Genomic DNA, 24,382 nt, shown 5'->3' with positions numbered 1-24,382 from the left:
CAGTCCCCTCTCAGGCCAGATCCGTCTGTCCGGCGCGGGTCAGCCGGTACTGGATGAAGGTGACGATCATCAGCACGATCAGCAGCGCCACCGACAACGCCGACGCGTAGCCGAAGCGGAAGCGGCCGAAGGCCATGTCGTAGATGTAATACTGCAGCACTCGCGAGGAGTCGACCGGACCACCCTGGGTGGTCACCGACACGGTGTCGAAGACCTGGAACGAGCCGATGATCGAGATGATCAAGACCAGAGCCAGGATCGGGCGCAGCAGCGGCAGGGTGATCCGGACGAACATCTGGGGCTCGCTCGCACCGTCGGTCCGGGCGGCCTCGTACAGATCCGGCGGGATGGTCTGCAGACCGGCGAAGATCAGCAAGGAGGTGTAGCCGACGTACCGCCAGACGTTGACCAGCGCGATGGTCGGGATGACCCACGGCCCGTCAGTGAAGAAGCCGACCGGATTGAGGCCGATCAGCTTCAGCAACTCGTTGAAAATGCCGAGGTTCGTGTCGAGGATCCACAACCCGACCAGGGCCGCGACCACGTTGGAGACCAGGTACGGCGTCAGGATGATGCCCCGGACGACCAGCGACTTGGTCAGTCGCTGCATCATCACCGCGATCACCAGCGCGATGATCGTCTGGACGCCAATGTTGATCACCACGTATTCCAGGGTGACCTTCAGTGCGTTCCAGAAGACCGGGTCCAACACCATCTGCTTGTAGTTGTTCAGCCCGTTCCAGGTGGCCGCGGTCAGCAGGTTGTAGGACGTGAAGCTCAGGTAGATGCCCCGGATCAGCGGCCAGATCAGAAAGACCAGGAAGCCGACCGCGGCCGGGGTGATGAACAGCAGGGCCAGTCGGGTGTCGTCGCTGTGCTTGCGCGAATCGCCACCGCGGCTGGACGTCTTGCTGGCTGGCGAGACCACGTTGGACGCCATAGTGCTACTCCTCTTTAGTACGGCACTTTCAAACAGATAGGGGGTCCACCCGCAACAGCACCGCCTGCTCCGGTGGCAGGTTCGGCGGTTGCAGGCCGACCGAGGCGAGCGCCGCCCCGGTGAGGTCGACGTACGGCCTCTCGGGCGACCACCATGCCGGCGCGAACCGGTCCAGCCTGGGATCGAGACTGACGATGCCCACCCGGTAGTGGCGGTCCGGATCCAGGCCCGGCAGCCGGACCAGCCCGGTGCCGTTGACCTCAGAACGGGCAAGGGAGGCGATCGAGAAGATGCCCCGGCTGCGGTCCGGCGCCACCACTCCGTTGGCGTAGACGCTGGAGTCCGGATAGTCGATCCGCACCAGGTCACCGCGCAGCAGAAGTCCGCGCTCGGCCTTGAAGAATTCGATCCAGCCGCGCAGCTGGTCCCGCTCATCCTCGGTCGCCTGGGTCAGGTCCCATTCGATGCCGAGATGGCCGAAGACCGCAGTCGCAGCGCGGAAGGCGATGTCGTGGATGCGGCCGGTGGTGTGCGAGCGTCCCGAGGCGATGTGACTGCCCATCAGCTCCGGCGGGATCAGCTGGGTGGTCCAGCGATTCATCTGCTGGCGGTCCAGCGGGTCGATGTTGTCGCTGACCCAGACCCTGTCCGTACGCTCCAGGATGCCGAGGTCGATCCGCGCGCCGCCGGACGAGCAGGACTCGATCTCCAGGCCGGGATGGGCCGCCTTCAGCTCGTCGATCAGCCGATAGGTGGCCAGGGTCTGGGCGTGAACGCCGGGCACGCCGCTGGGCTGGGTGCCGGCTTCGATCAGATCACGGTTGTGGTCCCATTTGATGTAGCCGATGTCGTATTCGTCCAGGATCGCCGACATCGCGCCCTTGATGGAGGCGTAGCACTCCTCGATGCCGAGGTTGAGCACCTGCTGGTGCCGGCTCTCCAGCGGCAACCGGCCGCCGGTGGCCATCACCCACTCGGGATGGGCGCGGGCGATGTCTGAGTCCAGGTTGACCATCTCGGGCTCGAACCACAGGCCGAACTGCATGCCGAGCCCGGTGACCCTGTCGACGAGCGGGTGCAGGCCGTCGGGCCAGACATCCTTGGAGACCGTCCAGTCTCCCAGGCCGGCATGATCATTGCGCCGGGCGCCGAACCAACCGTCGTCGAGGACGAACCGTTCGACACCGAGCGCGGCGGCCGCGTCCGCGAGCTGCAGCAGCTTCGGCAGCGAATGGTCGAAGTAGACCGCTTCCCAGACATTCAGCGTGACCGGCCGGTCGGCCGGGACGTGCTCGGTCCGCGAGCGCAGCATCCGGTGGAAGCGGCGGGCGACCTGATCGAGGCCGATGCCGTGGCTGCCGTAGACCCACGGGCTGGTGTAGCTCTCTCCGGAGCCGAGGACGATCTCTCCGGGCAGCAGCAGCTCCCCGCCGCCGATCACCTGCTCACCGCTGAAACTGCGCTCGGCGTAATGGATGTGGTTGCCGCTCCAGCCGGTGTGCACGCCCCAGATCTCGCCGGTCGCGAAGTCGAAGCCGGGCGTTCCGACGTGCAGCACGGTCGCCGCGTCCGCACCGGTGCGGCCGTGCCGCCCCTCACGCAGATGGGTGCCGACAACGAGATCGAGGCGCTGGGGCGTGCGTTCCTTGCCCCAACGGCCGGCGAAGTCGAGGATCTCGCGGGCCACCGACGGCAGCGGGTAGGCCAGCACCAGGTCGTCGAGCTGGTAGTCGGCTTCGTCACCGGTCGCGGTGTTGGTCAGCTCGGCGCGCATCCGGACGACGCCGCCGGGACGCAGCTCGATCCAGATCCGGATCGCGAGGCGGGCGACCTCGTCGACGGCGTCGACCACCAGCGATGCCGCACCCGAGGTGACGAATTCCGGGCCCTGATCCTGTCGAATAGCCAGGGGTGTGCCGTCGAGAGTTGCGGCGACGCTGGTGAACTTGGGGGACCAGTCGCGGCCGTGCCGCGACCCGCTGATCCCGGGTCGGCCCGTCCAAGCGGCGTGCAACTGTGGCAGCACAGCCAATCGGGACGGGGCGTCGACGGCGTTGTTGAATCGACCGGGCTCGACGGCCGCCGCGATCCCGGCGGCGTCGGCCGCGGTCAGCGGACCGAGATCGGAGCCCCAGTGCAAGATCGCCGGCAGCCCACCGGCGATTTCGACCAGCACCGCAGTGCCTTCGGCCCGCAACAGAACACGCAGGTCGGACAACGGCGTCCCGGGCAACGGAGCTCCTTCGATCAGCTACTAGCTAGTTTCTTTCGGGGTGAAACATACTCCCGGATTCATGGGTTTTGGCAAGGGGGCTCACAGACCGATCACATCGTCCAGATGATCACATCGTCCAGATGATCACATCGTCCAGGCGGGGCCCGGTGTCGAGCAGCGTGACCGGCGCACCGGTGGCCCGCTCGACGTCGGCGATCACTCGCCGCACCCGGTCACTGACGGCATCCGCCGTCCGGCGGCCGCGGACAGCCGGGTCGAGATGATCACAGAAGGTCAGCGCGATGCTGGTCGGGCCGTTCAGCGAGGCCGAGTATTCGAGCAGGTCATAGTCGATCGCTCCGGCCTTGCGGCGCGGCCGGCCGGTGACGACTCCGTATTCGGCGATGCCGCGGCGCTCTGCCTCGCCGGCACTCAGCTCGTAGGGCAGCGGCCCCTCGCCGACCCTGCTCGGCAGCGCCTTGACGACCATGATCACCTCGGTCAGGTGCTGCCAGTTGAGTCCGACGTCGTTGATCGCGGCCGCGCTCGTGCAGTTGCCCGAGGTCGTGTACGGGTAGTCGTCGCTGAGCGCGAGCGAGAGCAGTGTCCCCTGCGATCCTTCGATGATCACCAACTGGCCCGGATCGGCGGCGATCCTGTTGGCCTCTGCGGCGACGTCACCGAGGTAGGGCCGGAGCTCGTCAAGATCACGAGCCTGTTTCGCCTTGCGCAGGACGAAATCCGAGCGTGCGGGCCCGGTGCCGGTGCCGGTCGTGCCGACGACCTTGATCAGATGATCATCGGCCTTCTCGCGCTCGATGTGCTCCGGGGTGATCACAGCGCAGCGGCGGTCGACCATGGCCCGATCGGCCAGGCCGAAGCGTGCGACCTCGTCAGCGAACACGGTCGGGTCGACCAGTACCCCGGAGCCTACGGCGACCCGGGTGCCCGGATTGAGCCATCCGGTCGGCAACTGCCGGGCACGGATCTCGGTGCCGTCATCGAGCGTCACGCTGGCACCGGCGTTGGTGCCGATCCCGGCTCGGACGGCCAGGGCCGCATCATCGCGGCGGGACAGGTAGGCACAGGTCTTGCCTTTGCCGGAATCGCCCCAGAGGGCGTCGACGATCACAGTTGCGGGCATGGTTCTCCCTAGGAATGGCGGTTGGCGTTCGGATTCGGAATTCGAGCTCAGGTCAGCAGGTCGGTGACCTGGTCGTCGGCACCGAAGCCGACAATGGAGATCAACTGCTCGGCCTGGTCGGGCGGCAGGAAGCGGGATCGGAGCCGGACGAGGTGCCGGCCGTACTCGGTCTCGAGATCATCGGTGAACCGCGCATAGATCGCCGCGAGGTAGGTTTCGTCCCTGATCAGCTTCTCGACGATGCCGACCAGGGCCGGATGTTGGGTGAAGACCGCGCTCACCGGCTCGTCCAGCGAGCCGATCAGGGCCGTGGTCTGGTCGACGGCCAGATGCAGCAGATGGCCTCCGACGGTACGGGCGGGTTCCTCATGGGTGAAGACCTCGCCGATCTCCAGATCGGTGGCACCGAAGACGTTGACAACCACCTGACACCCGGAGGTCGATGCGGACCGCAGCGGACCGGCCAACCAGTCCAGATCCTCGGCCCACAAGGAGATCGCGATCCGCTGCCCGGCCTCGCCGACCAGTGAGGCGGTGCGTTCGATCACCGCGTCACGGCCGCGGAGGGAGAAGAATCCGGCGGGATCCTGGCGGGCGCCGAGGATGGCGAGATCGGCGATCAGTCCGTCGGCCTGTTCGGCCGTGCGCCGTTTGATCCGGCCCAGCACCTCGGCCGGCGGCTGGGCGACGAAGCGCGCCGGGCTGCCGGCGGAGGTCTGTTCGACGACGTTGCGGTCGGTCAGCACGGCCAGCACCTGATAGACGTTCGCGCGCTGCAGACCGGCGTGCTTGGCCAGCTCGTAGCCGGTCGCCGACGGATGCTCCAACAAGGCCAGATAGACCCGCGCCTCCTGGGTCGTGAAGCCAAGGGCGGTCAGTCGTTCGATCACGTGCCGCAAGAGTAGCCGAAGAGTAGTAGTAGTCGCAACTACTATCGGAAGATCGGCAACACGATCCTGCTCAGGTGCTCTGGGCCGTGCAGGATCTGGGTGCGTCCGGCTGCGGTCCGGACGGCATCGCTGATCGACTCGCCGGTCTGGTGATTGCGGATGTAGTTCGGGAATCCGCCACCGCTGACCTGCACCCTGATCCGGTGTCCGGCGCGGAACCGGTACGCCGTCGGCCACAGCTCGATCTCGACCTTCCGGGTGCCGATGTCATCGATCGGCTCATCGGCTGCTCGCAGCCTGCGGATGCCCTCGATCACATTCAGGGAGCGGCCGTTCGGGCCGACATCGCAGACCCGGACGAAGACATCGGCATCCGAATGCTCGGTCCGCACGAAGATCGTCGCCGACGCGTCACCGATCACGTCGAGATCATCGGCGAGCGTCGCGGTCTGATAGGTCAGTACGTCGTCGCGGCGTTCAACAGTGCGATTGTCGACCTGTCCGCCGGGAATGCCCAGCGGCGCTCCCCCATCGACCGGCGTCGGATCCGCGGGATCGTAGTTGAAGGCCCGGATCGCTTCGGTGGCAGGGATTTCGGTGATCAGGCTACCGTCGGCGTCCAAGTGGTAGTCCCGCGGCTCGGCCGGCACCGGCCAGCTGTCGAAGTCCAGCCAGCGGCCGGCCTGCTGCAGGTAGATCCGTACCGGTCGCCTCGCCAGGATGGCGCGGTCGCCAAGCAGCTGGCCGGCCAGCCAGTCGACCTGATCGCGGAAGATCGGCCCGACGGACGGCCGGTCGCCGTGCCACCACGGGCCGACGGTGAGCCGCACCTCGGCACCGGCCCGCTGCAACTCGGTGAAGTCACGGAGCTGTTCGGTGAGGAAGATGTCGTACCAGCCGGCGAGCATCGAGACCGGCGTGTCCAGGGCCGCAAGATCACGACCGTGGTCGAGGAAATCCCAGAACTGGTCATCGGGCTCGGCGTGGTCGAGGATCTCATGCAGGAAGCCGATGTCCTGCCCGATCGACGCCCGGGTCCCCCGGGACGCGGGCAGGGTTGTCATCGCTGCGGCGACCCGACGCTTCAGCCCCAGCTTCTCCAGCCGGGTGCCGGAGTCCTGGATGCCGATCCCGGAGGACCAGTCGAGCAGCAACTGCCAGCCCACCGAGCGACCCGGATAGAAGGTCGGCCGGAAATCGGCCGCGGTGATGCCCAGGGCCATCGCCGACAGCCTCGGTTCGGCGTATGGTCCGATCGCCCATTGGGTGTAGCCGACGTAGCTCAGGCCTGCGGTGCCCACCCGGCCGTCACACCAGTCCTGCTCCCGGATCCAGGCCAGCGTCGCCAGGCCGTCGTCGGTCTCGTGATGGAACGGCTCGAACTCGCCGTCGGAGCCGAAGGTGCCGCGGACGTCCTGCACAACCGCCTGCAGACCGCGCCGGGCCAGCGCGAGCCCGTACGCCCGGCCGAGCAGGTTGGATTTGTCGTACGGAGTCCTGATCAGCACGACGGGGCCGCGGGACACCTCGACCGGGCGATAGTGATCGGTCACCAGGGTGGCGCCGTCGGGCATCGGGACCTTGAGGTCCCGGTCGATCACCACCCGAGTGGTCCGGGACTCGCCCAGGCCGATCAGCCGGTCGGCCACGGCTCCGAGCAGCCGGTCCCGCAGATCGTCGATGATCATGGTGCCTCCGATGGGGGTGGACTAGAGGGATTGGGTGAACTGCCGGTCGATGCCCTGCGGAAGTCGGCGGGGATCCCAGCCGAGCCGCTCGACGGCGGTGGCGAAGGCGTACCGGTCGGTCATGCCGGCGACGTAGCCGACCGCCGCATGCACCTCGTCGGTGGCCTCACCCACACCGTCCGGCAACCGCCGGGAATCCTCCAGGTAGTAGTCGACGAGCGTGGTCAGCACGGCGACCACGGCATCGGACTGCGCCAGCGACTCCTGCCGGGTGTAGATCCGCTCGTAGTTGAAGGCCCGCAGGGCCGCCAGAGCCGCGGCCTCGGTCGCCCCCATGCCGATCTCGCCCTCGGTGTCGACCGTGTGCAGGATCGCCCTGATGAAAGCCGACAGCTGATCACGACGGGTCCGACCGGCGACCGCGGTCACCTCGCCGGGAAGATCATCCAGATCGACGATCCCGGCATGTGCCGCGTCCTCGAGATCATGGGAGCAGTACGCGATCCGATCGGCCCAACTGACGATCTCACCCTCGATCGTCGCCGGCGCGGGCCGGGACCAGGAGTGGTTGCGGATCCCGTCCAGCGTCTCAGCACACAGGTTGAGGTCGACCAGGGTGACATCGGCACCCCAGGGGCCATGATCGAATCCGGCGGGCAGGAAGCGGTCGAAGGCGTCCTCGCTGGCGTGACCACCGGGGCCGTGCCCACAGTCATGACCGAGCGCGATCGCCTCGGTCAGGCTGACATTGGCGCCGATCCCGCGGGCCACCGAACACGCCACCTGGGCGACCTCCAGCGCGTGCGTGAGCCGGGTCCGCTGATGATCACTGGGATAGACGACCACCTGGGTCTTGCCGGCCAGCCGACGGAAGGCGGTCGAGTGCACGATCCGGTCCCGGTCGCGTTCGAAACAGGTCCGCTCGTCGTCCGGTTCCTCTGCCCTGGCACGGTTTCCGGCCCCTTCGGCCAGCGTCGCACCGGGCCGCAGCAGTCGACGCTCGCGTTCCTCGCGCTGTTCCCGGCCGAGCAGGCCACCGCGGCCGAGCCCGGCGGACGAGTCCTGGTGGGCGCGCACCACCGTCCCGTCGCCGTGTCCGTGCATCGTCGTCGCCCAGGCCTGGGCCCGGGGCGAGATCTCGTGATGCGCCTGGTGATGCTGGGTCACCGGGCGCTCAGGATCCGGCCAGTCCGTAGACATGATCAACACGTACGGTCAGCACCAGTCGGCCGTCGTCGACCATCGCCTGCCGGTATTCGTCCCAGTCCGGATGCTCGCTGCCGGACACGGCCCGGTAGAGATCGATCAACGCCTCGACTGTTGCGTCCTGCGGATCAGCGGCGGCCGGGCTCAGCTCGGCCGTCCCGTCGGCGACCGTGTAGGGCCAGCGGTCGGCGGCGGTGACATACAGGCTCGCGCGCGGATCACGGCGCAGGTTGCGGGTCTTGACCCGGGAGTCGGTGAGCGAGATCCGGAAGGTCGCCGTGTCCGGGGCAAAGGCGTAGGAGATGTTGGTGATGTGAGGTCGACCGGACTTGCCGATCGTCACCAGGGCTGCATTGCCGCGATCTCCGAACGCGGCGAGCAGCCGCTGCGATTGCTCGTTGTGCAGGTCAGTCGGCGGGGCCATACCCGCAGCGTATCCGTGGCCGCCACCCGTCCACAGGAGACGTACAGAGCCCGACTAACCAAAAGGCGCACTAACTATTAGACTGTCTAACCATGACCCCCGACCTGGACCCCGATCTGCTGTCTGCGGTCGAGGCCACCTTGTGGCTGGCCCGGGTGCTGGAGCGGACGGAGGCCCCGCTGACGACCTCGCAATTTCGGATCATGCGCCGAGCCGCAGCGGGCGGCGAGCGCGCCGCCCGGCTGGCCGAGCGATTGGCCGTCCGCAAGCCCACGCTCACTGCGCTGGCCGACGGGCTGGTCGGTGCCGGCTATCTGGTCCGGGAGACCGACAAGGCCGACCGCCGGGTCGTACGGCTCTACCTCACGGCTTCCGGCGAGCAAGCACTGGCCGAGACCGAGCGGATCTACACCGCCAAATTCACCGAACTGTTGGACGACGCGCCGGACCCGGATGCGTTGCGCACCCTGCTTGCCGACCTCGAGGCGGCACGGGTCGTACGACTGAACAGCACCTATCCCCCCAGCACCGATCGACTTGAAGGAGTTGCCCGCGCGTGACGCAGACGCTCACGACCGAAAAACCCGCCACCACGACGACGGCCGCCATGGGCGGCGTGACCGGCCGGGCCGCGGATCGTTGGATCCGCCGGGTCGCCGGCTATTGCTGGCGGTTCAAGAGCCAGGTTCTGATCGCCTTCGGCGCCGGGATTGTCGGCCAGACGATCATGGTGATGTTGCCGCTGATCCAGCGCGAGATCATCGACCACGTCATTCTCAAACCCACCCAACGGCTGATGCCGTGGCTGGTGCTGTTGATCGTCGCTTCGGCGGTGGTCTTCGTCCTGACCTATCTGCGCCGTTTCAAGGGCGGCCAGCTGGCGGTCGACGTCCAGCACGCGATGCGGACCGACGTCTTCGGCACGATGACCGAGCTGGACGGCAAGCGCCAGGACGAGCTGGACACCGGCCAGGTCGTCGGCCGGGCGATCTCGGACCTGAACATCGTGCAGGCGCTGCTGCAGATGCTGCCGAACATGACCGGCAACCTGGTGCTCTTCGTGGTCTCGATCACCGTGATGTTCAAGCTGTCCCCGGTGCTCGCCCTGATCGCGTTGGCGACGGTGCCGGCGCTGTGGATCCTGGGCACCCGGAGCCGTTCGAAGCTCTTCCCCGCCAGCTGGTACGCCCAGCAGTACGAAGCCGAACTGGCCGGCGCGGTCGAGGCCGCAACCACCGGGGTGCGCGTGGTCAAGGGCTTCGGCCAGGAGCAGCAGGAGCTCAACCGGATCGACCGGATCAGCCAGCGGCTTTTCGGCGCGCGGGTGCGGACCATCAAGCTCAACAGCTTCTTCAACCCGGCGATGTCGGCGGTGCCGCAGCTGGGAACCGTCGGCGTGCTCGCGCTGGGCGGCTTTCTGGCGATCCGCGGTCACCTGACGCTGGGCACCTTCCTGGCGTTCTCCACCTATGTCACCCAGATGTCCGGTCCGGTGCGCCTGGTGAGCATGTTGCTGACCACCGGACAGCAGGCCCGGGCCTCGGTGATCCGCGTCCTGGATCTGATCGACACCAAGCCGGAGATCAAGGAGGCGTCGGACGCGCGACCGCTGCAGCCGGGTCCGGGACGGATCCACTTCGACAACGTCACTTTCGGTTATGTGCCCGGCCAGCCGGTCCTCGACGGTTTCAGCCTGACGGTCGAGCCGGGCGAGACGCTGGCGCTCGTCGGCAGTTCCGGATCCGGCAAGAGCACGGTGTCGCACCTGCTGCCGCGGTTCTACGACACCTGGCAGGGCACGATCACGATCGACGGCCAGGATGTCAGCCACCTGACGCTGAAGTCGTTGCGCTCATCGATCGGCACCGCGATGGAGGAGAGTTTCCTCTTCAGCCAGAGCGTCGCGGCCAATGTCGCGTACGGCCGTCCCGACGCCTCCAGGGAGCGGGTCGAGCAAGCCGCCCGTGCGGCCCGGGCGCACGACTTCATCGCCGAGCTTCCCCAGGGCTACGACACCGTGGTCGGCGAGCAGGGCCTGACCTTGTCCGGCGGCCAGCGCCAGCGGGTGGCGCTGGCACGGGCGATCCTGACCAATCCCGAGATCCTGGTTCTCGACGATGCCACGTCGGCGATCGACGCCCGGATCGAGGCGGAGATCCACGACACGTTGCACGAGTTGTTGCACGGCCGCACGACGCTGGTGATGGCGCACCGCCGGTCGACCCTGCAGCTGGCCGACCGGATCGCGGTGATGGACGGCGGCCGGATCGTCGACACCGGCACCTTCGCCGAGCTCGAGCAGCGCTCGCCCCTGTTCCGGGAGCTGCTGGCCGGGCCGGATTCGGCTGACCTCGTCGACTCCGATCCGCAGCCCACAGGCCCGACCGGCGTCACGGCGGAGCTGTGGGACAAGTCCAAGGTTCCCGGCGGAGCGGACGATCCGCTGCTGGCCGACCGGTTGAGCCGGGTCGGCAGTCGCGGCGGCATGGGCGGGCGTGGCGGCGGGCCTGGGCTGATGTCGGGCATGGCCTCGATGCCGCCGACCAAGGAGCTGCTGGACGCACTGGAGAAGCTGCCGCCGGCCGACGCCAAGCCGGAGGTGGACCCGGCATTCGCCCGCGCCAGTGATGATCATTTCCGGCTCGGCACCCTGTTGGCGAAATTCCGGCTGCCGTTCATCGCAGGTCTGGTGCTGGTGGCGGTCGATGCGCTGTGCGGCCTGGTGATCCCGGTGCTGATCAGGAACGGTATCGACGACGGCGTGAACCGGCAGATGATGTCTGCCGTCTGGGTCGCCTCCGCACTGGCCCTGATGGTGGTGCTGATCGACTGGGTCATCCAGATCGGCTCGATGCGGATCACCGGTCGTACCGGTGAACGATTCCTGTACACGTTGCGGGTCAAGATCTTCAGCCACCTGCAGCGCCTCGGTCTTGACTACTACGAGCGCGAGATGGGCGGCCGGATCCTGACCAGGATGACGACCGACGTCGACGCACTGTCGTCCTTCCTGCAGACCGGTCTGGTCACCGCGGTGGTCAGCCTGTTGTCCTTCTTCGGCATCCTGATCGCGCTGTTGATCTTGAACCTGAAGCTGATGATGGTGGTCGGGCTGGTCGTCCCGCTGCTGGTGGTCTCGACGGTGGTCTTCCGGCGGATGAGCGCCCGGGTCTACCGGATCGCTCGCGAGCAGATCTCGATTGTCAACGCCGACTTCCAGGAGAACGTCGCCGGCCTACGGATCACGCAGTCCTTCACCCGCGAAGAATTCAACGCCGATCGGTTCGCCAACCTCTCCGACGCCTACCGGCGCAGCCGGGTGACGGGCCAGCGCTATGTTTCGGTGTTCTTCCCGTTCGTGCAGTTCCTGTCCAACATCGCCGGCGCCCTGGTGCTCGGCCTGGCAGCGACGCAGTTCCACAACAGCTTGATCACCGCGGGCGGCCTGATCGCCTACCTGCTCTACATCGATCTGCTCTTCAGCCCGATCCAGAACCTTTCGCAGGTCTTCGACGGCTATCAGCAGGCGATGGTCGGTCTGCAGCGGATCCGCGACCTGCTGAGCACACCGACATCCACCCCGCCCTCGGAGCATCCGGTGGTACTGGAGACGGTGCACGGCAAGATCACCCTCGAGCAGGCGGTGTTCCAGTACGAGCGCGCCAAGCGTCCGGCCATGGACGGCGTCAACCTGGTGATCGAGCCGGGCCAGACCATTGCACTGGTCGGCGAGACGGGTGCCGGGAAGTCCACGATCGTCAAGCTGGTCGAGCGCTTCTACGACCTGACCGACGGGAATCTGCGGATCGATGATCACGACATTCGTGATCTTGAACTGTCCCGATACCGCCAGCACATCGGGCTGGTGCCGCAGGAGAGCTATCTCTTCCCGGGCAACATCCGCGAGCAGATCGCGTACGGCCGTCCGGACGCGACCGACGCCGAGGTCGAGGCCGCGGCGCGCGCCGTCGGTGCGCACGAGATGATCAGCCATCTCAACGGCGGCTACCTGGCACCGGTGGCCGAGCGCGGCCGCAACCTGTCGGCCGGTCAGCGACAGCTGGTCGCGCTGGCCCGGGCCGAGCTGGTGAAGCCGGCGATCCTGCTGCTGGACGAGGCCACTGCGGCTCTCGACCTGCGGAGCGAGGCGATGGTCACGCGGGCCACCGAGCAGCTGGCCGAGGAACGCACCACCATCGTGGTGGCGCACCGGCTGACCACCGCAGCCCGGGCAGACCGGATCCTCTACATCGAGCACGGCAAGGTGGCAGAGGACGGATCACACGAGGACCTGCTGAGGCTGGACGGCGGCTACGCCTCGCTGTGGCGGACTTTCATCGGCGATCCGGACCAGACGGCGAGGTTGTGATCGGCTGCCGAGGAGGCAGCAGCACGAAGATGATCATCACGATCGAGCCGATGACAGGGACCAGCTGGATGAACCACCACCAGCCGGACCGGCCGATGTCATGCAAACGGCGGACTGTCAGCGATGCCGCACCGACGAAGTTGATCAGCGACCAGATCGTCGTGAGCACCGAGGTCTGCAGCGTGTAGTGCAGTACCTGGTCCGGATCGGTCGGCGCCGGACCGACGACCGCCTTGTTGACGAACGAGAGCACGATGCTCACGACGACGAACGCGAGCATCCACCACCAGAACTCCGACCGGCTCGCCCGGCCGGAGAAGACGACGTACCTCGTGACGAAACGTCGCCACGCCTGCGGCGGGGTCGCTCCGTAGAGTGCGCCGCCGTTATCGTGACCCTCGATCTGACCGGCCGGATAACTTTCTGTCCCCATGGTCAGAACGGTACTCCCCCCAGTTGTCCGGCGCGGTAGGGTTTTTGCCCATGCGGTCAACAAATCGTCCGGACGGGCAGAAGCGGTCCTTCGTGGAACAGGCACGACGCGAGCAGATCACCGACGCTGCCGTCCAGGTGCTGTCCCGGGACGGGTTCTCCGGGACGTCCCTGGCCTCCATCGCGACACAGATCGGGGTCAGCAAAGGCGTCATCGGCTACCACTTCGGCTCCAAGTCCGAGGTGCTCGAAGAAGTCGTGCGGCGCATCCTGGACAACGCGACCGCGTTCATGACCGCCCAGATGGGACATGCGACCTCCTACACCGATGCCCTGCGGACCTACATCACGACGAACATCGCCTACCTGGACCAGAACCGCGACGAGGCGCTGGCGCTGGTCGAGGTGCTGGTGAACGCCCGGACCGCACCCGAGGCGGGCGCGGTCTTCGCGGCCTCGCACCAGGATGCGCTGACGAGCCTCGAGCAGTTGTTGGGCCAGGGCCAGCAGGCCGGTGAGTTCGCCGAGTTCTCACCCCGGACGGTAGCGGTGATCATCCGTGCGTCGATCGATACCGTCACCAATCGCCTGCAGACCGAACCAGACCTGGACGTGGCCGGCTTCGGAGAGGAGTTGATCACTCTCGTGACGAGGATGATCAAATCCTGAGGAACGCTATTTCCTGAAACCTGCTTGGGAGAGCGCCTGGTAGATCTCCGGTCCGCCGGCCACGGCACGGCTGCCCGCCAGGCGACCGAGGACCATGATCGCGACCGTCCCGGTGATCACCCCGATCGCGACAGCCAGCCAAGTGATCAGGGAACTGCCGACCGCCCGCCCGATGATCAGCACGGCAAGGGTCGGGGTGGTCGAGAGCGCGATCAGGACGATCGACGCGTACGTCTTGACCACCCAGGTCGGGCCGGGCGAACCGTTGGCATCCAAGGGTTGAGGGGCGACCACCGAGCTGAGTGGGATGACGCCGGCGGCCCCGCCGAGGATCGCCGCGAGCAGGCCATAGGACCACGGCAGCGCCCAGGGCTGCCCGCCGAGCAGCCCGCCGACCACGGTGAGCGCGAGCGCGTAGGGACCGAGCAGCAGCAGCCAGGCCAGCTGACGGCCGCGGACGTCGGCGCGTTCGGCTCCGGTGTCGAGCAGGACGGCCATCGCCGCGCCGTCGAAACCGTAGCCGTTGCCGGCGACTGCACCGGCGATGATGGCCGTTCCGCAGCCGGCGAACGGCAGCAGCACCCGAGTGCCCTGGCTGATCAACGGAACGACGCAGACGCCGAGCCCAACGACCACCGCGACGAGCAGGAATCCGGCCCGGTTGGGATCGCGGATCCACAGCCGGAGTTCGCGGCATATCACCGCACCGGTGGCAGTTGCGGGTAGCACCCGGCGGCGCGACCGGGAGCGTACGTGCCGGGACGAGGTGGCCTGGGACAGCAGTCGCGCGTCCAGGACGTACGGCCACCAGCGGTAGAGCACGGCGCAGCCGGCAGCCAGTGCGGCGAGCGGGAGCAGGGTGCCTGCGAGGTGGCCGGCGGCTGCGGCCGACGTGGCATCTGCGGACCAACCGCTCGGCAGGATCTCGACCATGATCACCAGCGCCCGGGGGCGTCCGTCCGCCAGCAACGCCAGCAGCGGCTGGATCAGGGTGCCCAGCACGACGACCCCGCTGATCACCGCTGCCGACAGCAGCGTCCCCAGATCCTGGCGGCGACGCGAACCGACCGGGACCGCCGCAGCGACGATAGTCCCGAGCAGCCCGATCATGATCAAGGTCAGCGCCGTGCCGAGGATGCCGACAAGACCGGCGACCGGGTCCCGCCGGAAGCCGTACGCGACCGTGCCGGCCAGTGCGATGCCGAGCAGAACCGTCGCCACATCGGCGAACCCGAGCAGCGCCAGCGATCTGGCGAGGATACGGCGCCCGACCGGGATGGTCCGGAAGAGATCGAGCGGGACTGCCGGATCGCCACCGGAGAAGGCCGCGAATCCGATCCGACCGGCCATCCAGCTCAGGCTGAGCAGCCCCAGCTGGGCGGCACCGCCGGTCCCCCTGGCCGATGTGGTGATGCCGAACAGCAGCGTCGACACGGCGACCAACAGACCGAAGACGCCGGCAGCCAACAGCGCGACGGTGCCGAACCGTGACTGGCGGGCGTTGCGCAGGGCGGCGGCCCGCATCCCCATCAGAATCTGAACCACGACAGGGTTTCCGCGGTGGGTTGGGCTCCGACCAGGTGAGCGAAGGCGTCTTCGAGCGAACCGCCGCCGCGGACCTCGTCCAAGGTCCCGTGGGCGACGACCCGGCCGGCGTCCAGCACGGCGACCCGATCGCACAGCAGCTCCACCAGCGCCATCACGTGGCTGGAGAAGACGACGGTCCCACCCCGGGCGACATAGCCGGTCAGGATCGAGCGGATGGTTGCCGCGGAGACCGGATCGACGGCCTCGAACGGCTCGTCGAGCACCAGGACGCTCGGCCCGTGCAACAGCGCGGCGGCCAGTGCGATCTTCTTCCGCATCCCGGTCGAGTAGTCGGCGACCACGACGTCGGCAGCGCTGACCAGGTCCAGCGCACGCAGCACCTCGGCACTGCGGTCGGCGACCTCTGCGGACTTCATCCCTCGGAGCAGGCCGACGTAGGTGAGCAGTTCGGCACCGGTCAGCCGGCGCGGCAGCATGTCGCCCTCCAGCAGCACCCCGAGCGCGGCCTTGGCCTCCTTCGGCGCCTGCCAGAGATCATGTCCGTGGACTGCCGAGGTGCCGGAGTCGGGTCGGATGAGCCCGACCGCCATCGAGAGCAGGGTGGTCTTGCCGGCGCCGTTGGGACCGACCAGGCCGAAGAACGATCCGACCGGGATCGACAACCCGACCTGGTCGACCGCCGTGAAATCCCCGAAGTGCTTGGTCAACCCGTCAAGGTGGAACGCCTCTTCCGCCTGGTTTGTACGCACGGTCAAAAATTAGTACGAGCGGCTAGGAGACGCAATCGTTGCCGGCCGGGCTCCCAGCAACGCAGAAGGGTCTGCGTCCCCGCGGGAACGCAGACCCTCGACGTTTGTGACCGGTACGGCGGTCGCCTCTCGGCGAGTGGCGCGACGCGGTTCCAGCCGAACGGTATTCCGCGAGGGCAATAGATGGGGCCCGGGGACACTGTCCCGCACCGATCAAACTGCACAACCGGAGCCGGGCGGGGAGTATTCCCGTGTGATCGACGAGCACTGGGCGGAATGTATATGCGCTGACTCCCAGCGATTCCACCCTCGCGCACCGTGGATGCAACCCAGGTCCTGCCGTCGGTCTTGCTGGAACAGCTACGGGAAGAGATCGTCGCCGTCGCCGGAGAGTTTCACGCCAGCGATATTCGGGTGTTCGGCTCAGTCGCAGCCAGCTCGGATACAACCGCGTCCGACCTCGACGTGCTCATCCACTTCTCCGACGAGGCAACGGTGTATGACCAGATCGGACTGACCGAGGTACTGGAGAGCTTGCTTGGAGTTCCTGTCGATGTGATCTCCGATGGTGCGTCCGGGTCGATCGGATCAAGGATGCTGTGCCGGTGGTCGCCGAAGCGCTGCTGCATCGCATCGGAGAGGCTGTGTCCCGTCTGCCCGATGCCCTGACCAGCGCACATCCAGAAGTCGAACGGCGGAAGATCATGGGCATGCGCAAGGTCATGGCGCACGAGTACGAACTCATCGACTACCGGACCGTCTGGAGGGCGTTGGATCAAGCCCTTCCCGGCGATGTGGAGTCGATCACGGCAGATCGTGGCTGACCTGGAGGACTGATCACTCAGCCCCCGGAGACACCGATCTCCGCGCTGGAGAGTTCGAGATCGAGTCCACAGGTGTCGGCCAGCCAGCCTTCGGGCAGGGCGACCTTGCCGCGCGGGGATCCCTGGCGTCCGCGGGGCCTGCCGAGCTCCTCGACCGGGTAGGCCAGGTTGGGATCAAGACGGCCCAGATGATCATCGAGCTCACTGAAGCTGGAAACCGTACCAAGATCATGACGAAGGTCGCCACCGATCGGGAATCCCTTGAAATACCAGGCCATGTGCTTGCGCAGGTCGGTCACCCCGCGCTGCTCCCCCATCAGACCGGCGAGCAGCTCGGCATGGCGGCGTACGACTCCGGCGACCTCGCCCGAGGTCGGGAGCGTCTGCGTGGCACGACCGGCGAAGGCATCGGCAAGATCACGGAAGAGCCAGGGCCGGCCGAGGCAGCCGCGACCGACCACCACGCCGGCGGCGTTCGTGTGCATGATCATCCGGGTCGCATCGGCGGCTTCCCAGATGTCGCCGTTGCCCAGCACGGGGATGCTGACCTGATCGACGAGGTCGGCGATCGCGTCCCAGTCGGCATGCCCGGAGTAGTGCTGCATGGCGGTCCTGCCGTGCAGGGCTATGGCGGCGATCCCTGACTGCTCAGCGATCCGGCCGGCATCGCGATAGGTCAGATGATCATCGTCGATGCCCTTGCGGGTCTTGCAGGTGACCGGGACTCCGTACGGCTCGGCTGCCTTGACCACGCTCGTCAGGATCGCCTCGAGGAGGTCCCGCTTCCACGGAAGCGCGGCACCGCCGCCTTTGCGGGTGACCTTGGGCACCGGGCAGCCGAAATTCATGTCGACGTGGCCGACGCCGTACTCACCGCAGAGGATCTTGGCGGCTTCGGCCATGTAGTACGGGTCGGTGCCGTAGAGCTGCACACTGCGTACGGTCTCGCCCGGATCGAACTGCAACATCGACAGCGTCTTGGGATCGCGCTCAACGATCCCGCGGGAGGTGATCATCTCCGCTACGTACAGCCCGGCGCCCTGCTCCCGGCAGAGTTGGCGGTACGCGGCATTGGTGATGCCGGCCATCGGCGCCAGCACGACCGGCGTGTCGATGGCGAGACGCCCAAGGCGCAGGGGTTTCACCCCTTCGGCAAGCTCAGGGATCGTGGAAACCAAGATCACGCTCCGATGAGCTTGGGGGCGAGGTACTCGACGACCTTGTCCAGGCTGACCCGCTCCTGGGACATGGTGTCGCGGTCGCGAACCGTCACCGCATCGTCGGTGAGGGTGTCGAAGTCGACCGTGATGCAGAACGGCGTACCGATCTCGTCCTGGCGGCGGTAGCGCCGACCGATCGCCTGGGCGTCGTCGAAGTCCACGTTCCAGTGCTTGCGCAGCTCGGCGGCAAGATCACGCGCCTTCGGCGACAACTGCTCATTGCGGGACAGCGGCAGCACCGCCGCCTTGACCGGAGCGAGCCGATGATCAAGCCGCAGCACCGTGCGCTTGTCCACCCCGCCCTTGGTGTTGGGCGCCTCGTCCTCGGCGTACGCCTCGACCAGGAAGGCCATCAGCGAACGGGTCACACCGCCGGCCGGCTCGATCACGTACGGCGTGTAGCGCTCGTTCTTGGCCTGGTCGAAATACGAGAGATCGACTCCCGAATGCTTGCTGTGGGTGCCAAGATCGAAATCGGTCCGGTTGGCGATGCCCTCCAGCTCGCCCCACTCGTTGCCGGTGAACTCGAAGCGGTACTCGATGTCGACCGTCCGTTTGGAGTAGTGCGACAACTTCTCCTTCGGGTGCTCGTAATGGCGCAGGTTGTCCCGGGAGATTCCAAGATCGACATACCAGTCGGTCCTGGTGTCGATCCAGTACTGATGCCATTGTTCGTCGGTGCCGGGCTCGACGAAGAACTCCATCTCCATCTGCTCGAATTCACGAGTACGGAAGATGAAGTTGCCGGGTGTGATCTCGTTGCGGAAGGACTTGCCGGTCTGCGCGATGCCGAACGGCGGCTTCTTGCGGGCAACGGTCAGCACGTTGTTGAAGTTCACGAAGATGCCCTGCGCGGTCTCGGGTCGCAGGTACGCCAGCCCCGACTCGTCCTCGACGACCCCGAGATGGGTCTTGAGCATCATGTTGAAGTCCCGCGGCGGGGTCCACTTGCCCTTGGTGCCGCAATTCGGGCAGTTGACCAGATCGAAGGTCACCGTCTCCGGATCGGCGACGTCGTGCTTGGCGGCGTACGCCTCCTGCATGTGGTCAGCGCGGAAGCGTTGATGGCAGTTCAGGCACTCGACCAACGGATCGGTGAAGACGCCGACGTGACCGGATGCGACCCAGACCTCCTTGGGCAGGATGATCGCCGAGTCGAGGCCGACGACATCGTCGCGGCTCTGCACCATCGAGCGCCACCACTGGCGCTTGATGTTCTCCTTGAGCTCGACGCCGAAGGGTCCGTAGTCCCACGCCGACCGGGTGCCGCCGTAGATCTCACCGGACTGGAAGACAAAGCCCCTGCGCTTGCACAGGCTGATGACGTCGTCGAGCTTGCTCTTGGCCACGGATGGTCTCCACTTACTACTGGTTGCGGACACCCGGCTGGCGCCCGCTCCTCAACGCCCCAGGCTAGTTGATCGGGCCCGGTTGATCCGATTCGATTACGGCCCGTGCCGGTGTCGGTGCCTGGCACTAACGTCCGGGACATGGACCGAGAAGCGATCATCGAGACCGAATCCGAAAGGTTCGCCGAAGTCCTGGCGGACGCACCCTCCGATGCCCGGGTGCCCAGCTGCCCGGATTGGACTGCCGGCGACCTGCTCTGGCACCTGACCGAAGTCCAGCTCTTCTGGGCCGGCATCCTCGGCCGCGACGCGCGCACCGAGGCCGACGTCGAGGCGGTCGAGAATTCGAAGCCGGAGCGCCCGACCGGCCTCGCGGCCTCGCTGGCGCTGCGCCGGCAGGCCACCGAATCGCTGGTGGCCGAGCTGCGCCGACTCGACGACTCAGAGCCGCGCTGGTCCTGGTTCGATCCGGACCAGACGGTCGGCTTCACCCGACGGATGCAGACCTACGAGGCGACCATGCACCGGGTCGATGCCGAGCTGGCAGCCGGCTTGGCGGCCGGCCCGATCGCACCCGATGTGGCAGCCGGAGCGATCGGCCACGGGATCGAGGTGATGTGGGGCTGGATGGCCGACTGGGCGACGTACGAGCCGAAGGCGATCGGCGAATTCGTCGCCACCGACACCGACCAGCGATGGTTGGTCGAGCTGGGACGCTGGTTCGGCACGGGACCGGAGTCGGGCAACCAGTTCGATGAGCCGCGCGCCGTGCCGGCGATCTCCGGAACGCCCACGGTCACCGCCAGGGCCCCGGTGGTCGACCTCGCCCTGTGGGCGTGGGGCCGCGCCGGCTCAGCAGAGATCTCCGGAGACCCCGACTCCCGGCGAGCCCTGGATGCGGTGATCAGCCAGGGCATGCCGTAGGGAGCACGAGCCCAGCAGTTCTTGCCGGGCACGTGATACGTGCCGGCGTACCGGTAATTCTTCGTGCCGATCGTCACGGTGCTGTTGGTCACCAAGCACCGCCACTACAGCCGTAGATTCTCCGGCGACTCGTACGCCGACGGCTCGTCGATGGCCAGGGACAGCAGCGGTACGACGGTCATCTTGGCGTCGTAGGACCCGAGTGCCCGGCGGTAGGAGCCGACGTTCTTCCATCGTGTGGTGATGGTCCACAGCGTCGGCTCGTCGAGATTGCGGGCGACATCGGCACTCAGGAAACCATCTGCCTTCGTGAACACCGCCACCGCGGCGTCCGCCTGCTCGACGAACTCGTCAGCCCGCTTCTCGGGAACGGTGAATCGGCTGATGGCGATCACGGCTGGATCGATCAACTACCGATGCAGCGGGTGAAGGGCTTCTCGCTGTAGTCCCAGGTCGAGCGAGGGTGCTTGACCTGGACCTCTCCCTGTACGGTGATGCAGCGATTCTTCGGCGCCCGGGCGGCACCCGCGTATTCGTTGTAATTGCCGAGGTCCCAGCCGTATGGTCCAGTGTGCGAGGTACGGAAGCTGAGGTCGATGACGTGGGCACCGGCGAGGTGATCGACCGTGAACACGCAGAGCCGATTGTTCCGGACGTAGAAGTAGTCCCTGCCCTGATAGGTGCCGTACGGCCCGGCGAGCCGATGCCATCCGACCAACCGGCCGCGTTCGCAATCAGCACGGGTCGTCCACTGCCACCCCGGGGGAAGATGTTTCTGGATCGTGCCTGCCGACGCGGCCGGCGCGTCGACCGCGACGCCGACCAGGGCGAGGATGCTCATGGCGATCCCGATGACTGCCTTCTTCATATCAACCTCCTGATGGACCCGACCATCCACGTGTTCAGCAGGTTAACGGTGTGAGGGTTCACCGCGGTTCGGCGTCGACTTGACTTCGGACCACCCTGAAATGAAAATGGTTTTCATGAGGAGGTTCCCGCGCGCGCTCGCTGGGTTGATCGCCGTGCTGGCGGTGCTCGCGACCAGCGCGTGCGCAACCGGCGCAGCCGCAGCAGGAGCCAAGCCGGGCCAGTTGCTGATCGTGACGGCTTTCTACCCGTTCCAGTTCGTGGCGCAGCGGATCGCCGGGCCGCACGCGCACGTCACCAGCCTTACCAAGCCGGGCGCCGAACCCCATGATCTGGAGTTGACTCCGCGGCAGGTGGCCAGCATCTACGACGCGGACCTGGTGATCTACCAGCGCTACTTCCAGGCGGCGGTCGACGATGCGGTGGCCGAGAACGGCAACGCCCACGGCAAGGACAACCTGCTGGACACGGCCGACTTCGTCCCGCTGGAGGACCACGGCCCGTTGGGCGAGGAGAACGACGATCCGGACGACCGGGCCGGCACCACCAACCTCGATCCGCACGTCTGGCTCGACCCCAGCCACATGATCACCATCACCCAGGCGGTCGATCGCCGGCTGGACCAGATCGATCCCGCTCACCGGGCCGACTACAACCGCAACGCGGCCGGATTGATCACCCAGCTCAAGTCCCTGGACGCGGAATACCGGACCGGATTGGCGACCTGCAAGCGTACGGAGTTCATCACCACCCACGCCGCCTTCGGCTACCTCGCCGAACGCTACGGACTGCAGCAGATCAGCGTCACCGGACTCAGCCCGGACACCGAGCCCTCGCCGGCCCGGATCGCCCAGGTGCAACAGCTGGCCAAGACCCACGGGGTCACCACGATCTTCTACGAGACATTGATCTCCCCCGCCATCGCCCGATCGATCGCCGGTGATCTCGGCCTCAGGACCGACGTCCTTGACCCGATCGAGGGCATCACCAGCCAGTCCCGCGGCGACAACTACATCGCCGTGATGAAGTCGAATCTGACGGCCTTGCAGCGGGCCAACGAGTGCAGCTGAGAACGGGAACAAGTCTGAGAATGGACACGTCATGGAACTGACCAGCGATCCGGTGCTGCGGGCCGACGACGTCTCCGTCGAGCTTGGCGGCCTGCCGATCCTGCGGGGCATCTCGCTGACCGTGCACAGCGGGGAGACCGTCGCCCTGCTGGGTGGCAACGGCTCCGGCAAGTCCACCCTGGTCCGCACCCTGCTGGGTCTGACGCCGCTGCGACGCGGCACGATCACCCTCTTCGGCACCGACCTGGACGACTTCAAGCGCTGGTCGCGGGTCGGCTACGTGCCGCAACGGTCCACGATCAATCTCACCCGGGCCAAAGTCAGCGAGATCGTCGGTTCCGGGCGGCTCGGCCACCGACCGCCGTTCCTGCCGCCGACCCGCGACGACCGACAGGCAGCAAAGGAGGCGCTCGAGGTCGTCGGACTGGCCGACCGGGCGTCGGCGGAGATGCAGCATCTGTCCGGCGGCCAGCAGCAGCGGGTGCTGATCGCCCGGGCACTGGCCACCCGGCCCGACCTGCTGGTGCTCGACGAGCCGACCGCGGGCGTCGATCTGGAACACCAGCAGATCCTGGCCGACGTGCTGGCAGAGTTGTTGCGTCGCGGGATGGCGATCCTGGTCGTCCTGCACGAGATCGGCCCACTCGCCCCGCTGGTCGACCGGGCGATCGTGCTCCGCGAGGGCCGCGTCGTCCATGACGGGGAGCTGCCCCGTTCGGCCGCCGAGCTCCATGATCATCATCGGACCCAGCACGGTGGCCACGAACACGAGACGGCCGATGGACCGCAGCGGGGATCCGGGCCGCACGTCGCCGGTCCCCTTGACCTCAGGAGCGGAGCGGAATCATGATCGGCATCCTCAGCTATCCGTTCATGCAGCGAGCCCTGCTGGCCGCGCTGTTGACCGGGCTGCTCGCCCCCGCCATCGGCGGCTACATCGTCCAGCGCCGACTCAGCCTGCTGGGCGACGGCCTCGGCCACGTCGCAATCGCCGGTGTCGGACTGGCGTTGCTGACCCGGCAAGCGCCGATCCCGGTCGCCGTCGTGGTCTGTGTCGCCGGCGCCGTTCTGGTCGAGGTGCTCCGGCAGCGGGGCAAGGCCACCGGTGACGTCGGGCTGGCGATCCTCTTCTACGGCGGCCTTGCAGCAGGCGTACTGATGTCGGCCTTCGCCGGCGGCGGCACCGGGGCGCTGTCGCAATACCTCTTCGGCTCGCTGACGTCGGTGACCTCCGGTGATCTCGTGCTGATCGGGATCCTGGCGGTCGTGGTGCTGGTGCCGACGATCGGCCTGGCTCCGCAACTCTTCGCCGTCAGCGCGGACGAGGACTTCGCCCGGGTGCTCGGACTGCCGACCCGCTTCTACAACATCGTGGTGGTCGTGCTGGCCGCGATCACCGTGACGCTGTCGATGCGGACCGTCGGGCTACTGCTGGTCAGTGCCCTGATGGTGGTGCCGGTCGCTGCTGCACAGAATCTGGTACCCGGTTTCTACGCCGCACTCGGCACTGCGATGGGCATCGGGGTGCTGGTCTCGGTCGGCGGAGCGGCGGGATCCTTCTACCTCGACGCCGCACCGGGCGCGTTGATCGTGGTCTTCGCGATCGCGGTGTTCGCGGTCAGCTGGCCGATCTCCACGCTGCTGGCCAGACGAAGAACGGCACCGGTGATCATCACCGAGCCGGCAGATCACTCCGAGATCCCGACGCCTCATGTGCTGACCGGCACCCATCCGCATCACCACGGCGATCCGGACTGTGATCATCAGGCCGTGATCCACCAAGATCATGTCGACTACGTCCACGACGGTCATCGGCACGCCGTCCACCGTGATCACTACGACGAACACTGACCG

At 67.0% G+C, this 24,382-nt stretch carries 23 protein-coding genes; 9 read left to right on the top strand and 14 right to left on the bottom strand.

The features are described 5' to 3' along the window. Positions 1-10: 10 nt before the first annotated feature. The 7 genes from IEY07_RS11080 to IEY07_RS11050 form a co-directional block, all read right to left on the bottom strand. Entirely contained in the window at positions 11-940 is a 930-nt protein-coding gene (locus IEY07_RS11080) for a carbohydrate ABC transporter permease (protein WP_188895382.1), read from the bottom strand. A 28-nt stretch (positions 941-968) separates the two neighbouring features. Continuing rightward, positions 969-3,173, bottom strand: a complete 2,205-nt coding sequence (locus IEY07_RS11075; protein WP_229669960.1) for an alpha-galactosidase — start codon at positions 3,171-3,173, stop codon at positions 969-971. A gap of 109 nt (positions 3,174-3,282) precedes the next feature. Beyond that, positions 3,283-4,299 carry an adenylosuccinate synthetase gene (locus tag IEY07_RS11070; protein ID WP_188895381.1) on the bottom strand — a complete coding sequence of 339 codons (1,017 nt, stop codon included), beginning with the start codon at positions 4,297-4,299 and terminating at the stop codon, positions 3,283-3,285. Between the two features lie 47 nt (positions 4,300-4,346). Then, positions 4,347-5,189 (bottom strand): TrmB family transcriptional regulator, encoded by an 843-nt coding sequence (locus tag IEY07_RS11065; protein ID WP_188895380.1) that lies wholly within the window; start codon positions 5,187-5,189, stop codon positions 4,347-4,349. 41 nt (positions 5,190-5,230) lie between these two features. Continuing rightward, positions 5,231-6,877 carry a CocE/NonD family hydrolase gene (locus IEY07_RS11060; RefSeq protein WP_229669959.1) on the bottom strand — a complete coding sequence of 549 codons (1,647 nt, stop codon included), beginning with the start codon at positions 6,875-6,877 and terminating at the stop codon, positions 5,231-5,233. A 21-nt stretch (positions 6,878-6,898) separates the two neighbouring features. Continuing rightward, positions 6,899-7,981 (bottom strand): HD domain-containing protein, encoded by a 1,083-nt coding sequence (locus IEY07_RS11055; RefSeq protein WP_188895458.1) that lies wholly within the window; start codon positions 7,979-7,981, stop codon positions 6,899-6,901. 70 nt (positions 7,982-8,051) lie between these two features. Continuing rightward, complete coding sequence (locus tag IEY07_RS11050; protein ID WP_188895379.1) at positions 8,052-8,507, bottom strand: PPOX class F420-dependent oxidoreductase; 456 nt, start codon at positions 8,505-8,507, stop codon at positions 8,052-8,054. A 92-nt stretch (positions 8,508-8,599) separates the two neighbouring features. Between IEY07_RS11050 and IEY07_RS11045 the strand changes: the two genes are divergently transcribed. Next, positions 8,600-9,067: a MarR family winged helix-turn-helix transcriptional regulator gene (locus IEY07_RS11045; protein WP_188895378.1), complete on the top strand. Its 468-nt coding sequence runs from the start codon at positions 8,600-8,602 to the stop codon at positions 9,065-9,067. After that, positions 9,064-12,876, top strand: coding sequence for an ABC transporter ATP-binding protein (locus IEY07_RS11040; protein WP_229669958.1), 3,813 nt, complete (start codon positions 9,064-9,066; stop codon positions 12,874-12,876). The genes IEY07_RS11045 and IEY07_RS11040 overlap by 4 nt, the downstream gene beginning before the upstream one ends. Here the strand turns inward: IEY07_RS11040 and IEY07_RS11035 are convergent. After that, positions 12,842-13,309: a DUF805 domain-containing protein gene (locus tag IEY07_RS11035; RefSeq protein ID WP_188895377.1), complete on the bottom strand. Its 468-nt coding sequence runs from the start codon at positions 13,307-13,309 to the stop codon at positions 12,842-12,844. The two genes, IEY07_RS11040 and IEY07_RS11035, sit on opposite strands and share 35 nt — an antisense overlap. A 50-nt stretch (positions 13,310-13,359) precedes the next feature. Between IEY07_RS11035 and IEY07_RS11030 the strand changes: the two genes are divergently transcribed. After that, the gene (locus IEY07_RS11030; RefSeq protein WP_188895376.1) at positions 13,360-13,977 is read left to right on the top strand and encodes a TetR/AcrR family transcriptional regulator; all 618 of its coding nucleotides are present in this window, start codon (positions 13,360-13,362) and stop codon (positions 13,975-13,977) included. 6 nt (positions 13,978-13,983) lie between these two features. Here the strand turns inward: IEY07_RS11030 and IEY07_RS11025 are convergent, their stop codons facing one another. Together IEY07_RS11025 and IEY07_RS11020 are read right to left on the bottom strand one after the other, a co-directional pair. Further along, on the bottom strand, positions 13,984-15,522 hold the full coding sequence (locus IEY07_RS11025; protein WP_188895375.1) for a hypothetical protein: 1,539 nt from the start codon (positions 15,520-15,522) through the stop codon (positions 13,984-13,986). Beyond that, the gene (locus tag IEY07_RS11020; protein WP_188895374.1) at positions 15,507-16,274 is read right to left on the bottom strand and encodes an ABC transporter ATP-binding protein; all 768 of its coding nucleotides are present in this window, start codon (positions 16,272-16,274) and stop codon (positions 15,507-15,509) included. The genes IEY07_RS11025 and IEY07_RS11020 overlap by 16 nt, the downstream gene beginning before the upstream one ends. Before the next feature lie 318 nt (positions 16,275-16,592). Between IEY07_RS11020 and IEY07_RS24710 the strand changes: the two genes are divergently transcribed. Continuing rightward, positions 16,593-16,943, top strand: a complete 351-nt coding sequence (locus IEY07_RS24710) for a nucleotidyltransferase family protein (protein WP_373288829.1) — start codon at positions 16,593-16,595, stop codon at positions 16,941-16,943. Then, positions 16,880-17,098: a HepT-like ribonuclease domain-containing protein gene (locus tag IEY07_RS11010; protein WP_229669957.1), complete on the top strand. Its 219-nt coding sequence runs from the start codon at positions 16,880-16,882 to the stop codon at positions 17,096-17,098. The genes IEY07_RS24710 and IEY07_RS11010 overlap by 64 nt, the downstream gene beginning before the upstream one ends. Positions 17,099-17,115: 17 nt before the next feature. Here the strand turns inward: IEY07_RS11010 and dusB are convergent, their stop codons facing one another. Beyond that, entirely contained in the window at positions 17,116-18,282 is a 1,167-nt protein-coding gene (gene dusB / locus IEY07_RS11005) for a tRNA dihydrouridine synthase DusB (protein ID WP_373288828.1), read from the bottom strand. Continuing rightward, positions 18,279-19,667: a glycine--tRNA ligase gene (locus tag IEY07_RS11000; protein WP_308422931.1), complete on the bottom strand. Its 1,389-nt coding sequence runs from the start codon at positions 19,665-19,667 to the stop codon at positions 18,279-18,281. The genes dusB and IEY07_RS11000 overlap by 4 nt, the downstream gene beginning before the upstream one ends. Positions 19,668-19,808: 141 nt before the next feature. On the opposite strand from IEY07_RS11000, the gene IEY07_RS10995 reads away from it, so the two are divergent. After that, a complete protein-coding gene (locus IEY07_RS10995; RefSeq protein WP_188895371.1) occupies positions 19,809-20,591 on the top strand; it encodes a maleylpyruvate isomerase N-terminal domain-containing protein in 783 nt (260 codons plus the stop codon). A gap of 104 nt (positions 20,592-20,695) precedes the next feature. On the opposite strand, the gene IEY07_RS10990 is transcribed toward IEY07_RS10995, so the two are convergent. Then, positions 20,696-21,001, bottom strand: coding sequence for an antibiotic biosynthesis monooxygenase family protein (locus IEY07_RS10990; protein ID WP_229669956.1), 306 nt, complete (start codon positions 20,999-21,001; stop codon positions 20,696-20,698). Next, positions 20,998-21,459: a hypothetical protein gene (locus IEY07_RS10985; protein ID WP_188895370.1), complete on the bottom strand. Its 462-nt coding sequence runs from the start codon at positions 21,457-21,459 to the stop codon at positions 20,998-21,000. Before IEY07_RS10985 ends, IEY07_RS10990 begins: the two co-directional genes overlap by 4 nt. Before the next feature lie 115 nt (positions 21,460-21,574). Between IEY07_RS10985 and IEY07_RS10980 the strand changes: the two genes are divergently transcribed. Genes IEY07_RS10980 through IEY07_RS10970 form a run of 3 tightly spaced genes read left to right on the top strand, consistent with a single transcriptional unit; the run spans position 21,575 to position 24,379 of the window. Continuing rightward, a complete protein-coding gene (locus IEY07_RS10980; protein WP_229669955.1) occupies positions 21,575-22,528 on the top strand; it encodes a metal ABC transporter substrate-binding protein in 954 nt (317 codons plus the stop codon). Between the two features lie 31 nt (positions 22,529-22,559). Beyond that, positions 22,560-23,378 (top strand): metal ABC transporter ATP-binding protein, encoded by an 819-nt coding sequence (locus IEY07_RS10975; protein WP_188895368.1) that lies wholly within the window; start codon positions 22,560-22,562, stop codon positions 23,376-23,378. Next, the gene (locus IEY07_RS10970; protein ID WP_373288833.1) at positions 23,378-24,379 is read left to right on the top strand and encodes a metal ABC transporter permease; all 1,002 of its coding nucleotides are present in this window, start codon (positions 23,378-23,380) and stop codon (positions 24,377-24,379) included. Before IEY07_RS10975 ends, IEY07_RS10970 begins: the two co-directional genes overlap by 1 nt. Positions 24,380-24,382 lie beyond the last annotated feature (3 nt).

Source organism: Microlunatus endophyticus (genome assembly GCF_014646195.1).
GTDB classification, from domain to species: domain Bacteria; phylum Actinomycetota; class Actinomycetes; order Propionibacteriales; family Propionibacteriaceae; genus Microlunatus; species Microlunatus endophyticus.
The sequence above is the reverse complement of the archived record's forward strand: the minus strand, read 5'-3'. Positions and strand labels throughout refer to the sequence as shown.

Coding starts and splice junctions, on each gene's coding strand:
- IEY07_RS11080 (WP_188895382.1), bottom strand. CDS start 940: ATGGCGTCCAACGTGGTCTCGCCAGCCAGCAAGACGTCCAGCCGCGGT.
- IEY07_RS11070 (WP_188895381.1), bottom strand. CDS start 4,299: ATGCCCGCAACTGTGATCGTCGACGCCCTCTGGGGCGATTCCGGCAAA.
- IEY07_RS11060 (WP_229669959.1), bottom strand. CDS start 6,877: ATGATCATCGACGATCTGCGGGACCGGCTGCTCGGAGCCGTGGCCGAC.
- IEY07_RS11055 (WP_188895458.1), bottom strand. CDS start 7,981: ATGCACGGACACGGCGACGGGACGGTGGTGCGCGCCCACCAGGACTCG.
- IEY07_RS11050 (WP_188895379.1), bottom strand. CDS start 8,507: ATGGCCCCGCCGACTGACCTGCACAACGAGCAATCGCAGCGGCTGCTC.
- IEY07_RS11045 (WP_188895378.1), top strand. CDS start 8,600: ATGACCCCCGACCTGGACCCCGATCTGCTGTCTGCGGTCGAGGCCACC.
- IEY07_RS11035 (WP_188895377.1), bottom strand. CDS start 13,309: ATGGGGACAGAAAGTTATCCGGCCGGTCAGATCGAGGGTCACGATAAC.
- IEY07_RS11030 (WP_188895376.1), top strand. CDS start 13,360: ATGCGGTCAACAAATCGTCCGGACGGGCAGAAGCGGTCCTTCGTGGAA.
- IEY07_RS10995 (WP_188895371.1), top strand. CDS start 19,809: ATGGACCGAGAAGCGATCATCGAGACCGAATCCGAAAGGTTCGCCGAA.
- IEY07_RS10985 (WP_188895370.1), bottom strand. CDS start 21,459: ATGAAGAAGGCAGTCATCGGGATCGCCATGAGCATCCTCGCCCTGGTC.
- IEY07_RS10980 (WP_229669955.1), top strand. CDS start 21,575: ATGAGGAGGTTCCCGCGCGCGCTCGCTGGGTTGATCGCCGTGCTGGCG.
- IEY07_RS10975 (WP_188895368.1), top strand. CDS start 22,560: ATGGAACTGACCAGCGATCCGGTGCTGCGGGCCGACGACGTCTCCGTC.